9 protein-coding genes and 1 tRNA gene are annotated in these 14361 nt (G+C 38.2%); 7 read left to right on the top strand and 3 right to left on the bottom strand.

The window, feature by feature from the left end; all coding sequences use genetic code 11:
• Genes BMY50_RS12200 through BMY50_RS12190 form a run of 3 tightly spaced genes read right to left on the bottom strand, consistent with a single transcriptional unit; the run spans position 1 to position 6784 of the window.
• Complete coding sequence (locus tag BMY50_RS12200) at positions 1–2040, bottom strand: alpha-amylase family protein (RefSeq protein WP_238383743.1); 2040 nt, start codon at positions 2038–2040, stop codon at positions 1–3.
• Between the two features lie 23 nt (positions 2041–2063).
• Positions 2064–3662 carry a RagB/SusD family nutrient uptake outer membrane protein gene (locus tag BMY50_RS12195; RefSeq protein ID WP_162276581.1) on the bottom strand — a complete coding sequence of 533 codons (1599 nt, stop codon included), beginning with the start codon at positions 3660–3662 and terminating at the stop codon, positions 2064–2066.
• Positions 3663–3694: 32 nt separating this feature from the next.
• Positions 3695–6784: a SusC/RagA family TonB-linked outer membrane protein gene (locus BMY50_RS12190; protein ID WP_162276580.1), complete on the bottom strand. Its 3090-nt coding sequence runs from the start codon at positions 6782–6784 to the stop codon at positions 3695–3697.
• 793 nt (positions 6785–7577) lie between these two features.
• On the opposite strand from BMY50_RS12190, the gene BMY50_RS12185 reads away from it, so the two are divergent.
• The 7 genes from BMY50_RS12185 to BMY50_RS12155 all read left to right on the top strand — a co-directional run bounded on the left by BMY50_RS12185 (position 7578) and on the right by BMY50_RS12155 (position 14287).
• Positions 7578–8153 carry a chemotaxis protein CheB gene (locus BMY50_RS12185; RefSeq protein ID WP_093324578.1) on the top strand — a complete coding sequence of 192 codons (576 nt, stop codon included), beginning with the start codon at positions 7578–7580 and terminating at the stop codon, positions 8151–8153.
• A gap of 121 nt (positions 8154–8274) precedes the next feature.
• A tRNA-Leu gene (locus BMY50_RS12180) sits at positions 8275–8356 on the top strand.
• Between the two features lie 61 nt (positions 8357–8417).
• On the top strand, positions 8418–9761 hold the full coding sequence (gene tig, locus BMY50_RS12175) for a trigger factor (protein ID WP_093324575.1): 1344 nt from the start codon (positions 8418–8420) through the stop codon (positions 9759–9761).
• Positions 9762–9995: 234 nt separating this feature from the next.
• Positions 9996–10691 (top strand): ATP-dependent Clp endopeptidase proteolytic subunit ClpP, encoded by a 696-nt coding sequence (gene clpP, locus BMY50_RS12170; RefSeq protein ID WP_093325768.1) that lies wholly within the window; start codon positions 9996–9998, stop codon positions 10689–10691.
• A 1-nt stretch (position 10692) separates the two neighbouring features.
• Positions 10693–11937: an ATP-dependent Clp protease ATP-binding subunit ClpX gene (gene clpX, locus BMY50_RS12165; RefSeq protein ID WP_093324572.1), complete on the top strand. Its 1245-nt coding sequence runs from the start codon at positions 10693–10695 to the stop codon at positions 11935–11937.
• Positions 11938–12027: 90 nt separating this feature from the next.
• On the top strand, positions 12028–12846 hold the full coding sequence (locus BMY50_RS12160) for an AMP nucleosidase (RefSeq protein ID WP_093324568.1): 819 nt from the start codon (positions 12028–12030) through the stop codon (positions 12844–12846).
• 79 nt (positions 12847–12925) lie between these two features.
• Entirely contained in the window at positions 12926–14287 is a 1362-nt protein-coding gene (locus tag BMY50_RS12155) for a pyridoxal-phosphate dependent enzyme (RefSeq protein ID WP_093324562.1), read from the top strand.
• The last annotated feature ends 74 nt before the right edge of the window (positions 14288–14361 follow it).

Here is a 14361-nt window from a genome sequence, read left to right as displayed (position 1 = left end):
TTACTTATTACTGATGCGGTAAATATAAGCACCTTCTTGTTTAAATGCTACTGTTAACTTGTGCTGTAATGTTAACTGTTCATTGCTTAATAATTCTGTAAGTAAATGTTTTTTCTTAACAGATAGGCCAATTCTATTGGCATCAAGGGTTATTTTAGCAGCCCCCTTTTGATAATTAAAAACGGCTAAGTAAGTACAATCTTCATCTTGGCGGACAAAAATCTGCGTGGTTTTTTCACCTGTATTACCTTCAATAGGTTGGAATGCTTTACCCGATTTGATAAGTGCTTTAACAGCATCAAGTTGCAGCCACTTCTTCACTTCTTCTTGCCATGATGCCTGTATTGAATAGTCATCTCCCAAAACAACTGGGCCGGTGATCAATCCCGATATCAATCGGGCACGATTGGTTCCTTGGTTCTCGTTTTCAAAAACGAGGTGATCAGCATCTATATAATCATATAAATAGGTCTGCCACCAGCCATAGTTAACGCTATTGAGCGTATATTCGGTGTCTTCAATAGATTTCCAAGCATCGCAAGCAATTCGCCTCATATGTGCATACGGTGCTGTGGCCATTGAAGGTGATATAGCAGCATATACCAACATCGTATTTGCCAAATGATCGCTTAAACACTCCATGCCAAGCTTGTAGGCTTGCATGCCGGTGGTAATAGTACTATCATAAAAACGTGTAGATTCAATAGCTGCATGACTTAGAAAATCAATTTTAATCATTTTAAAGCCGCAGTTTTTAAGCTTTTCAATAATGTAGGCGATTCTTTTCTGTGTTCCGGGGTGAGTGGGATCTAATGCTCTACCACCATCTAAATCGTGGTATCCATTTTTCGTTCGTGTCCACATTTCAGAGAATTTGTAGTCGCTTCCCTCTGCTTTCCGTTCGTTCGTGTCTTTGAATCCCCAATCTGTGAAGGGGGCCCAATAAACTCCGGGCTCCAAGTTTCTTTCTTTACAATAGTTAACAAAATCTTTAAGTTTCGAAAAATCGCCTGAAAAACCACCAGGAACCATGTTGTCCCAAAAAGAATCCAGATCTATGTAAGCCGTTCCATCGTCATTGCGGAATGCTGGAAGCTGTTTGTCGAAAAAATCTACAACACTTATTGCTTTATCATAAGTGAGATGTTCCTTTATCACACCCCAGCTATTCCAGCCAACAGGAGTAGCGCCCTTCCACGCGCTATGATATGGAGGTGATAATTTTCGCGTTATTTTAGCATATTGCTCCATTCCATCCCGCCAATCAGAAAAATAACCGATAAACATCCGCGGTGAAGCAATTTTATCGCCTTTAAGTGAACCATGCGCCATCGAATCTCTGGTGATGGAAACATCCGAGAAGCCACCGAATATTGCTAGTTGTTGAATGCTTTTGCCAACGCCTGCACTTTCTATACCTGTTTTCCAATCCATGTGATCGATCGAACCTAATAGAAGCCCGTTTCTAGAATCATTATCATAAATTGCTCCTACTTCAGCACTCTTATTTAGTTGCGTACTTAAGGGTTTTGCATTGTATTTAATAAAGGTGTCATTATCAAAAGGCACGAATAGGGTACGTACATCGTGGCCTTCACCTAAGGCCGCTTTGTTTGAAATTAAAGGAGCCATATAATTTGATGATAAATCATGACCTACTATTTCCAGCTGAATTAAAATAAATTCCTGATCAGGATAGCAAATAAAGTGCTGGTGCATTGTTGGCATATCTTTGCCGTCAGAAATGAGTGTATACAGGGTGCTGAGGCCAAGATTATCTTGCTTTTTATTTGTTATTAATTTACGGCTGTGATAATCTTTGCTGCCATACTTTCTTCCATTAGATGAATAGGAGGCCGATGCGTCGACCACTACTTCAGTGCCTTTGTTTTTTATCGTAAATAACCCATTATCAAGGTTAATCACAAGCTCATTTTGCCTGCCGAATTTAATGACTTGTTGGTTGGGTTCTTTTGCTATCAAATTGAGTGTGCAACACATAAACAAAGATGCAAGAGAAACGATTTTTAAGTACTTCATATTCTTTGATTTCATTAAATTCTTTAATATCCAGGGTTTTGGTCGGCATCCGATAAATCCGGATTTTGCCTAAGCTCATCTAATGGGATGGGCCAAGTTAAGCGAAAATCTTCAATGGTTACAGGCGCATTAATCCGATCGTTTTTATACAAACCCGAAACCCAACGGTTTCTGTCTTGTACGTATTCCTTTAAGAAGCCAGTTCTTAGAAGATCTAATTTACGCCAGCCCTCAAAACATAGTTCACGCATGCGTTCATCCATTAGGTTCTTCATAAATTCCTGCTCGCCCATTCCGGCAGACCATCTTTTATCGCTAGGTAAAAATCCGCCGAAGGCGCGTGTACGAACTGTGTTATTAATCATGTCAATCGCCTCAGGTTGTCTGCCAGTTTTATACAGACATTCAGCATAACAAAGTATTACGTCACTGAAACGGATAAAGGGTAGGTTTTTTCCACTATAATAAGAACTCAATCCTTGTTCAACTGTTCTGACATCTTCATATTTTTTAACGTGAGGATCAACCTCATCTCCCCATACGAAACCCGTCATGGAGGGTTGCTTTCCTTCCCAGGTAAAATCATAGCGGATACTTTCGTTTTTACGCACATCGCCGTCTTCCCATAGGCCCCCTTCCTCTTGCGTCTTATAACAATATTCGCTGGGCAATAAGCCATCAAATCCTGCAAATAAAGCTGTTGCTTCTATCGGCGTCATGCTGGCTACTGGTCTAGAGCCCATATCCCACTCAATACTACTTTGATCACCGCTTACGTTACTAAATTGGAAAGCATAAATCATTTCCTTTTTATAATCCGCTGAATTTTGCTGATGGGCATCATATATGGTGCTGTAATTAGAAGCCCCGGTACCCCCAAAGAAAGGATTTTTATATACCGTTTTAAATTGGACTGCTGCTTTGGTATAATCACGAAAACCCGAAGATTCAGGTGCGTAGAGGTATAGTTTACCTAGCATGGCTTGCGCTATCGCTCGAGTGGCTCTTCGCAGATCGGTATAGTTTGGATCTGCAGGATCAGGTAAATATTGAATAGCTTTCAATAAGTCACGCTCGATGAATCCATAAACGACGTCTAAGGGCTGTCTTTTGCCTCCAAGATTTGCGCCGGTAAGCGGAATTGGACCAAACATTTGTACCAATTCAAAATTATTAACAGCACGCAAGAAACAAGCTTCACCTAGTCGTAAATTAAATAGCGCATCATTCGTGCTTTCATTCGGTTCTATGGCCGAAATGGCGGTAGAAGCACGCGAAACGACTTGAAAACGGTTTTTCCAGACGTCAAGTATACCACCATTTGTGCTATTCATTCCATCAAGGTAGGTATCCAAACCTTTACGGTTGTTATTATCGCGCCATTGAATACCACCAACATTCGCTTCATCCGTACCTATATACATTTCTATGCGGTTTTTATGTGCGTCACGCCAATCTTTATATAAACCCAGCATGTAGGCATTTAAATTCTCCTCATTGTCAAAAATGGCATCATCTTGAATCTTTGATTCTGGATCCACTTCTAAAAATTTATTGCAGGAAGCATTAAACAAGCTCAATCCTGCTATTAAAATGCCTACGAATATTTTATTTTTGTTCATCACTTTTGTATTTAAAGGGTGCATATCACTGATTAGAAAGATAGGTTTACGCCGAGCGTGAAGCTTTTGGTTAACGGATAACCCTCACCTGCTTCAGGATCGTAGCCCTTATATGGCGTGATTAAAAAGAGGTTATTGCCGGATGCGTAAATACTTAGATTGCTTAAAATCGGATTGATTTTTTTACTCGGAAAGTTGTAGGTTAAATTTAACGCTGATAAGCGAATAAATGAAGCATCCAGCATCGCCCAATCTGTTGCGCCATAACCAAACCTGTTAAATTTGTTTCCGCGATATGCACGCGGTACATCCGTATTGGTATTTTCTGGCGTCCAGCGATCCAATTGATCAATGCTCGCTGGCCCAAAAGATCCTGTGCCATCCATTAACATGTCATATTGCCCATTGAATTTCTTGGCTCCATATGAATAGGTAAATACGGCGTTGAGCGAAAAATTTTTGTAGGCGAAATTAGTGGTAAATCCGCCGTAAAATTTTGGATCGGATTTGCCAACAATAGCCATATCATTTTCAGGCGTAATTTTTCCATCACCATCAAGATCCCGAGGTAAAATATCACCAGGTTTTACGATGTAACCATTATAGAATGTCATGCCATTGATACGGTTCATATCCGATTCTTGTGCAATTTTCTCTGCTTGGAATGTGTAGAATGAGTTAAGTGACTGCCCAACAAACAAATTGCCATCACGCGACATAATGTTACCACCATTCCATAGCACATCTACACCGTTTGCTAATTTTTTGATGGTGTTTTTATCATGGGCGATATTGCCCGATATACGCCACTTGAAATCTCTGGTGTCAACTACCAATGCATTCAAACTAAATTCAATGCCCTTATTTTCCAGCTCACCTACGTTCGCTATCTGATAATTATATCCAAAAGAAGGCCATAAAGCCATTCTCATCAAAAGATCTGTGTTACGCATATAAAACACATCACCCGTAAAGGAAAGGCGGTTGTTTAAGAGACTCGCATCAAAGCCAATATTATATTGTTTTTGTTTTTCCCATCTTAAATCGGGATTTCCGTAACGACTGTCCTCTGGTGTAAAGCCCACGATTCCATTGGAATACGCTGGTTGGTAGATAGTCATATAGGCATAATTTGGAATATTCTGATTGCCTAATAAGCCAAATCCAGCTCTTAATTTTAATTGATCTAACCAGTTTACATCCTTTAAGAAAGATTCCTGGTTCATGTTCCATGCAGCCGAGAAAGAAGGAAAAGTTCCCCATTTGTTATCATTGCCGAATTTAGAACTCCCGTCACGGCGGACAGTAGCAGTTAAAAGATATCTGCCATCGTAAGAGTAATTGATACGAGCAATGACAGAAGCTAACGTATTGGTAACATAATCTGAATTAATAGTATTCATATCCCGATTACTTGCCAATCCCATTCCTTTATATCCTAGTATGTCAGTAGGAAAGTTGTATCCATTCATATCTATTGAATTACTTCTGGTTTTGGACATGCTGGTACTCAATAAACCGAAGAGGCGATTCTTCCCGAAGTTTTTTTCATAACTGATCGAATTATCCCATTGCCAATATTCGGTTATCCCACGCCATGACCAGCCCTTTCCATTATAGCTGTCACGCATGGACTGCCCAATACTGCTTGGGATATAACTATTATCTTGTTTGTTATAAATGTCTGCGGAAATTGACGTTCGGATATTTAAATTCTCAATAGGTTTTGCTTCCACATAATTAGTGGTTAATACTCTATTGTGAATTTCTTGGCTACGAAGCTGCTTGGTTAGAATAGGATTGTAATTACCCATTTGCGGAACTCCTTGAAACTCCATGTACAATCTATCTGTATCAATGTTTTGTAAAGGATTCGCTGTTAAAGCGGTGGAATAGGCATTCCCATCCAAGCGATTTTTATTTCCACGGGATACGCTGGTATTGGTTCCCACTTTTAACCAAGGTTTTATTTGTCGTTCATAATTAAATCGGCCACTAATTCGATCGTACTTCGAGATATCCAATACCCCTTTATTGCTGGAGTAAGAAAATCCCAGGAAATAGTTAGACTTATCATCTGCCCCCGAAAAATTTAAGGAATGGTTTTGTTCCAACCCCGCCCGGGTGATTTCGTCCAACCAGTTATTAGTAATATTATGTTGGCCATTATATAACTCCTCTGGAGAAAATATCGCTCCAGATATATCCGTTTTTGTTAAGAAGTTATCTATATAAGACTGCCGATCTGCACCGGGGTTTTCATCTAAATAAGCGTTTGCATAAGCATCGATCCTCAAATCATACAATTGGCGGGCATCGAGCATTTTTAAACGATTTTGATAATTGCTGAAGGTTGTAAAACCACTGTAACTTATTTTTCCTTCTCCCTGTTGTCCCTTTTTAGTAGTAATCACAATGACGCCGTTAGAAGCTTTCGAACCATACAGTGCCGTTGAAGAGGCATCTTTCAAGACGTCAATAGAAGCGATATCATCTGGGTTAATCATCCGAATACCTTCTTCGGCTACAATACCATCAATTACATAAACAGGATTGGTGCCATAAGAAATCGAATTGGTTCCACGTACTTTGATCGTTACATCTTCGCCGGGACTAGCATTAGACCGTGCAATATATAAGCCAGGAACCTTTCCTTGCATAGCTGTAGTGAGGTCGGTAGTGGGGACCTCTTGTAGTTGTTTAGATGAAATGTTGCCAATGGCACCAGTTAGATCGCTCTTCTTTATACGTGTGCCTACTACAACTACATCTTCCAATTCAAAACCTTGCGATTGGAGACGGACATTCAATGTGCTGCCATTTACAGGTAATTCAATTGTTTTGTAGCCTAGATAAGAAATGACTAAAGTACCTTCATTGGAAACAGCGATAGCATATTTTCCATTGGCATCTGACACGGTTCCTATGTTTGTGTTTTTCACTTTTATTGATACACCTGGCAAGTTTTCATTTGTCAGACTATCACTTATTATTCCGGTAACCATTGTCTCTTGCGCGATGGAAGAAGTGGAATAAAACATTAATAAGAAGGCAATAACTGTCTTCAATTTTAGAAAATGAATGTTTGGAAGCCAATACACTCTTTTTTTAATAAAAATCATGTTTAACAGGTTTAATAATTTGATGAATATGTTATAATCAGTAAGCATTCACGGTTAGGTGAAAGCCAAGTCAAGATGAACTATACATATAAAATGTTTTTAATGTTTAAATAATCATTGGTTAGGGTATTCTATTCTGTACTAGTCTATGCTAGTTTAGCAAAATAAATAAATAAAAATGATAAAAAGAAATTTTTAAGACTTCTGTTGATTAGTTGGATGAACTGTAAATTTAAGAGATTGCAGAAATGGATACTATCCATACAGCGGTTAAGGGTGTGGGATTTAGATAGATGAGAAATTGTATGTTAAATCAGCATTTGCTTCAGAAAAGGCAAAAAAAAACCTCACTTTGGGGAAGTGAGGTAAAACTACTGTTTTTTTAATCAACCTAACCTAATGTGCTAAATGCCTAATGGATATAAAAACTTAATACGAATTAAAGGCTTTTAAATAAAATAAAAGAGAAATTTACACCGAATGGTGTTTTTCTTACACAAAACTATGTTTTTGAGGGAAATTAGGTTGGTTTTAGTTAAATTATAGTTAAGTGTTTATACCGTAATTTTATTTCGAATGATTGAAATCGGTGCTTCTCAGGCGCTGTCTTCCTGCTTTTTTCTCTTTCATAAAATTCTTTATTTCATCGTGTCTTGTTATTGCTATGGCGCGTTGGTCTCTTTTTGATTGAAACGTTGGCAATTCGTCAGTGCATTTGAAACGAAGCTTAATGGGTTCTAAAAAATAATAATCATAACTTTAAGGTTAATATGATACCTTTAACTAATAAATAATGAGCAAGAATGAGGTAAGCGTTGATTTATTGATTATAGCTTGTTCGGCAGGAGGGATGGTCGTCTTAATAGATTTGTTAGCGTCGTTAAAAGAGGATGCCACATTTGCCGTACTAGTAGTAGTACATAGAAATGACAGGTTTCACAGTTCATTGGAAGAAATGGCCCAGCAAAGATGCAAATTGCATGTAAAACAGGCTGAAGAAAAGGAGTGTATCAAGCAGGGAACGGTATACTTTGCGCCTGGAGGATATCATGTACTGATAGAAAAAGACAAAACTATTTCTTTAGATGTTTCGGAACCTGTTAATTACTGTCGTCCATCAATCGATGTAACCATGCAGAGTGCAGCTGAAATATACCAACATCATCTGGTGGCCATATTACTATCGGGAGCCAATAAAGACGGAGCGGAAGGTGTAAGGGCTGTATATAAATCCGGGGGTATTACTTTGGTACAACACCCATCCTACGCAGAAGTTGATATTATGCCACGCGCGGCAATAGCTACCGACGCAGTGGTTTCAATACTTTCCAATGATGAATTAAAAGCATATTGCTCGCGATTGTCATGAAATTAAAAATTAATCTTCCTATAATCAGCAGATTATGATTTTTTGGTTAATTTGTTTAAAAAATATTTGGATGGAATAGCATAATGTATTAGTTTTGCAGTCCAAAATAACACTAAGTACTGCGGAAGTGGCGTAATTGGTAGCCGCACCAGACTTAGGATCTGGCGCCGAGAGGCGTGGGGGTTCGAGTCCCTTCTTCCGCACTTGATTCCTCCCGACAACATCGGGGGGAATTTTTGTATTAAGCATATTAAAACGCAACGAATGAACATTTCACAGGAGAAAGTAAACGACCTGAACGCAGTTATCAATGTAGATATTACCCCTGCAGACTACACAGAAAGTGTAAATAAAGCAATAAAGGAACAAGCAAAAAAAGCAAAGCTTCCTGGTTTCCGTCCTGGAATGGTGCCAACTTCGCATATTAAGAAGACCTATGGTAAAGCTATCCTTTTTGATGAAGTAAACCGCTTGGTTAGCGATAGTTTAAATACCTATCTAACAGAGAATAAAATTGAGGTACTAGGGCAGCCTTTACCAAAAGAAGGAACGGCTGACGATTACAAGTGGGATTTTAGTGACGAATTTAAATTTCAATATGAAGTTGGTTTAGCACCGGCTTTTGAAGTGCCCTTCACTGAGAAAGATAAAGTGACTCAATACGATATTAAAGTGGATGAAGAAACCTTAGCTTCGAGAATCAAAAATCTTCGCAAGAGTTATGGTAAAATGACTAATCCTGATGTATCTGAAGATGGGGATGTATTATACAGTACACTTACACAATTAGATAAAGATGGAAATGTGCTAGCGGGAGGAATTGAAAATACTGCTTCTGTACGCACCGATCTAGTGAATGATAAGAAAATTAAGAAATCACTGATAGGGCTTAAAAAAGAAGACGAAGTAAAGTTTGATCTTAAAAAGGCTTTTGATAATGAGGCTGCCGCCAGAATATTAAATATTACCCAGGAAGAAGTGGATGCACTAGCAGAGCCTAATTTTAAGCTGGTTGTGAAAAACGTGAATCGTTTGGAGGAAGCCGATTTAAATGAAGAATTATTCAATAAGTTATTTGGTGAGGGAGAAGTTAAAACGGAAGAAGAATTTAGAGCACGTGTTAGTTCTGAAGTAGAAGCGATGCTTGTGCAAAATTCGGATCAACGTTTGCAAAATGATCTTTACAATTTAGGAATGGAGAAAGTAAATGTTGCATTTCCAGATGAATTCCTGAAGCGTTGGTTAAAAGCAACCAATGAAAAACTAACAGATGAGGAACTTGTAGAAGGGTATGAGGATTTTGTGAAAAATCTAAAGTGGACGCTTATTGAAAACAAGATTATTACAGCGAATAAACTTGAGATTAAATACGAGGAAGTTTTCAAGTTAGCAAAAGAACGCATTGCTGCCCAATTTAAGATGTACAGCCCGGAGCCGATAGGAGAGGAGCAGTTAGCTCAATACACCGTTCAATTTTTACAAGATAAGGAACAGGCAAATAGACTTTTTGAGGAAGTAAAGGCGCTAAAAGTTTTTGACTACCTGAAAGGTATTGTGAAACTGACAAAAAAGGAGATCGATTATAATAAATTTCTTGAGCTTAAATAGTCTAAGCTTTAACAATACAAAGGCCGTGCTTTCTGAGCATGGCCTTTTTGTTTGTAAAAGATGTCAGCTATTTTTGTGAAATTGAGGCATTCTGTCAGTTAATTATCTATAATGGGGTGAAATTATACCTTGGCGTATTCTTTGAGAAGTCTATATAAAATTTTGTCGGCAAAAGCTATCATTATAGATTCTAGAATTAATCTTATATATTAGCTATGAAAAAAAGGAATGAATATGAATATAGATAAAAATGAATTTAGAAAATACGCTGTTAAACATCACGGTATTGGAAGCCAACATGTAGATAGCTTTATTAATAGGGTTGAAAATCAAACCCCCGTATCGCTTACGCCTTATATTATTGAAGAACGTCAGTTGAATGTTGCACAAATGGACGTGTTCTCCCGTCTAATGATGGATCGGATTATCTTTTTAGGTGATGCCGTGACAGATCAGGTAGCAAACATTATTCAAGCACAGTTGTTGTTTTTGCAATCTGCTGATGCTCATCGCGATATTCAGATCTACATCAATTCGCCAGGTGGAAGTGTTTATGCAGGTTTAGGCATTTATGACACGATGCAATATATAACACCAGATGTTGCTACGATCTGTACCGGAATGGCAGCATCGATGGGCGCTGTGCTTTTGGTTGCAGGAGCAAAAGGTAAGCGCGCAGCATTAAAACATTCGCGTGTCATGATTCATCAGCCTTCAGGAGGTGCACAAGGGGTAGCAGCTGACATGGAGATCAACCTTCGGGAAATGCTGAAATTAAAGAAAGAATTATACCAAATAATCGCTGATCACTCAGGTCAGTCGTACGAGTGGGTTGAGAAAGCATCGGATCGCGATTTTTGGATGTCTTCATCAGAAGCCAAAGAAAATGGCATGATCGATGAAGTGCTAACAGGAAAGAAAGATAAATAAAATGGCAAAGAACCCAAGAGAAGTAACTTGCTCGTTCTGTGGTTTACGAAAATCGGAAACACTTATGCTCATTGCTGGAAATGATGCGCATATTTGCGATCGATGTGTGGCTCAAGCAAATGAGATCTTAGCGGAAGAGTTAACACTTCGTAAAAATAAAAGTGTACAGGCAGCCCTCAAATTATTAAAACCGGCAGAGATAAAAACACATCTTGATCAATATGTAATTGGTCAGGATGATGCTAAAAAAGTATTGTCCGTAGCCGTTTATAATCATTATAAAAGACTTAACCAGAAAGTTGAGAAAGACGAGATAGAAATAGAGAAGTCTAATATTATAATGGTTGGAGAAACAGGAACAGGAAAGACCTTGCTGGCAAAGACTATTGCGAAAGTACTTAATGTACCTTTTTGTATTTGTGATGCTACTGTATTAACAGAAGCTGGTTATGTGGGGGAGGATGTTGAAAGTATCCTTACCAGGCTGTTGCAAGCTGCCGACTACGATGTAACTTCTGCTGAAAGAGGGATTATTTACATTGATGAGATTGACAAAATTGCACGTAAAAGTGATAATCCATCTATCACAAGAGATGTTTCAGGAGAGGGTGTGCAACAGGCATTGTTGAAAATTTTAGAAGGAACGGTAGTAAACGTTCCACCACAAGGTGGTCGTAAACATCCTGACCAAAAAATGATAGCAGTAAATACGAGTAATATCTTGTTTATTTGTGGCGGTGCTTTTGACGGAATACAGAAAAAGATAGCTAATCGGATGCGGGCGCAAACGGTTGGATATAAAATGAAGCAAGATCATGCAGATATCGATTTAAATAATTTATATAAGTATATTACTCCGCAAGATCTAAAAGCTTTCGGGCTAATTCCGGAATTAATTGGTCGTTTGCCTGTTATTACTTATTTAAATCCGTTAGATAGACAAGCGCTATTGAATATTTTGACGGAGCCAAAGAATGCACTTGTTAAACAGTATCAGAAATTATTTGATTATGAACATATTAAACTTCAGTTTCATCCAGAAGTTTTTGAATTCATTGTTGACAAGGCTACTGAGTTTAAATTGGGGGCAAGGGGTTTAAGAGCGATTTGCGAGGCAATAATGCTAGACGCGATGTTTGAGATCCCATCGCATGAAAAAGACGATGGAGGAGAGTTATACATCAATTTAGATTATGCGAAACAAAAATTCGAAAAGTCAGATCTCAAAAAGCTTCATGCAGCTTAAAGAAAAATCCCCCGCAAAAAACGGGGGATTTTTTGTATATTGTTGAGTTGTTAAATCATCTACTCAACTATATCACCTAAAAATAGAACTATGACAAAAAGAATAAAAGAAGTTGAATCGCCTGTTAAGGCGGGACTTAAAAATAAAGAAGATATCGTTAAAAATTGGTTGCCCAGATATACCGGTAGGCCTTTGGAAGAATTTGGTGACTACATATTACTAACAAATTTTTCACACTATTTAAAGTTATTCTCTGAATGGCATGATAATGCGCCGATATATGGTTTAGATAAACCGATGCAAAGTGTTACTGCCGCAGGTATAACTATTATTAATTTTGGTATGGGAAGTCCTGTTGCGGCAACAATTATGGACCTCTTGTCAGCAATCCAACCGAAGGCAGCTTTGTTCTTAGGGAAGGCAGGAGGATTAAAAAAGAAGAATAATATTGGTGATTTAGTATTGCCAATTGCTGCTATCAGAGGGGAAGGGACTTCTAACGATTACCTTCATCCGGAGGTTCCAGCTTTACCGGCCTTTGCCCTTCAAAAGGCAATTTCAACCACTATAAGAGACTATAGTTTGGACTATTGGACGGGTACTGTTTATACTACTAACAGAAGGGTTTGGGAACATGATAAAGAATTTAAAAAATATATTAAGTCTTTACGTGCAATGGCTATTGATATGGAAACAGCCACCATTTTTACAGTGGGCTTTGCAAACAAAATTCCGACTGGAGCACTGTTGCTTATATCTGATCAACCCATGATCCCAGAAGGTGTGAAAACACAGGAGAGCGACTCTTCCGTAACAACCAATTTTGTGGAAACACATTTAAAAATTGGTATCGATTCATTGAAACAGCTGATTAATAATGGTTTGACTGTTAAGCACCTGAAATTTTAAAAGTTGATATCAAATGGAAGAATTGCATTATAAAAGCAATTTACATATGTTTGTATTTAATCTATAAAATTTGTCGAGAATGTGGTATAACAATATATTAGAGACGATTGGAAACACCCCTTTGGTTAAATTAAATAATCTGACTAAGGGTATTGAGGCTACTGTACTCGCGAAAATAGAAACGACCAATCCGGGTAATTCCATCAAAGATAGGATGGCAATAAAAATGATTGAGGATGCTGAGCAATCGGGTTTATTAAAGCCAGGTGGAACGATTATAGAAGGAACATCCGGTAATACCGGTATGGGCTTAGCCATGGCAGCTGTAATAAAAGGTTATAAATGTATTTTTACTACCACCGACAAACAATCAAAAGAAAAAATTGATGCATTAAGAGCCTTTGGAGCAGAAGTAATCGTTTGCCCCACAAATGTAGAACCTGAGGATCCGAGATCTTATTATTCAGTGTCAAGCCGCTTGGAGAGAGAAGTTCCCAATGCTTGGAAGCCCAATCAATATGATAATTTATCAAATAGCCAGGCACATTATGAGCAAACAGGACCCGAAATCTGGGAGCAGACGGAGGGTAAGATTACGCATTTACTAGTAGGAGTGGGCACGGGAGGTACGATAAGTGGTGCGGGTAAATATTTGAAGGAAAAAAATCCGGCTATTAAAGTATGGGGTATAGACTCTTATGGATCGGTTTTTAAAAAATATAAAGAGACCGGTGAATTTGATAAAAATGAAATCTATCCTTATATAACGGAAGGAATAGGGGAAGACTTTTTACCAAAGAATGTAGATTTTGATGTAATTGATCACTTTGAAAAAGTAACCGACAAAGATGCTGCGCTCATGACGCGCGAAATTGCAAGAAAAGAGGGAATATTTGTCGGTAATTCTGCCGGTGCGGCTGTAGCTGGGCTGTTGCAGTTGAAAGATAAATTAAGGCGAGAAGACCTTGTAGTCATCATTTTTCATGACCATGGTTCTCGTTATATGGGTAAAATGTTTAATGAAGATTGGTTACGTGAGCGCGGTTTCTTAAAAGATAACAAGTTAAATGCAGAACGCATCTTAAGTTTACGAGGTCGGCAAGATATTGTGACGGTAGATTGTGAGCAATCTGTTATAGAAACGTTCAATACAATGAAGACGCTTAATATTTCACAGATCCCGATTACACAACAAGGTAAAGTGGTAGGCAAGGTCACCGAAGCGGATATATTGAACGCATTGCTAGAAAGCCCAAGTGTGAAGTCTGGTAAAGTATTAAATATCATGACGGCGCCCTTTCCTTTTGTTGATCTTAATACATCAATTGATCGGCTCTCATCACTAATTAACAAAGATAATAATGCCGTATTGGTAGAAGATGAAGGAGGGAAATTAGAAATAATAACCCAATATGATATTATCAATGCTATATCAGGTTAAAAGCCATCATTAGGTAAAAGGTAATAAAAAAAACTTTTACCTAATGATGGCGTAAAAAGCTAAACTTTATTGAA

Origin of the sequence: Olivibacter domesticus (assembly GCF_900109575.1) — a bacterium.
Taxonomy (GTDB): domain Bacteria; phylum Bacteroidota; class Bacteroidia; order Sphingobacteriales; family Sphingobacteriaceae; genus Olivibacter; species Olivibacter domesticus.
This window is presented reverse-complemented; position numbering and strand designations above follow the sequence as displayed.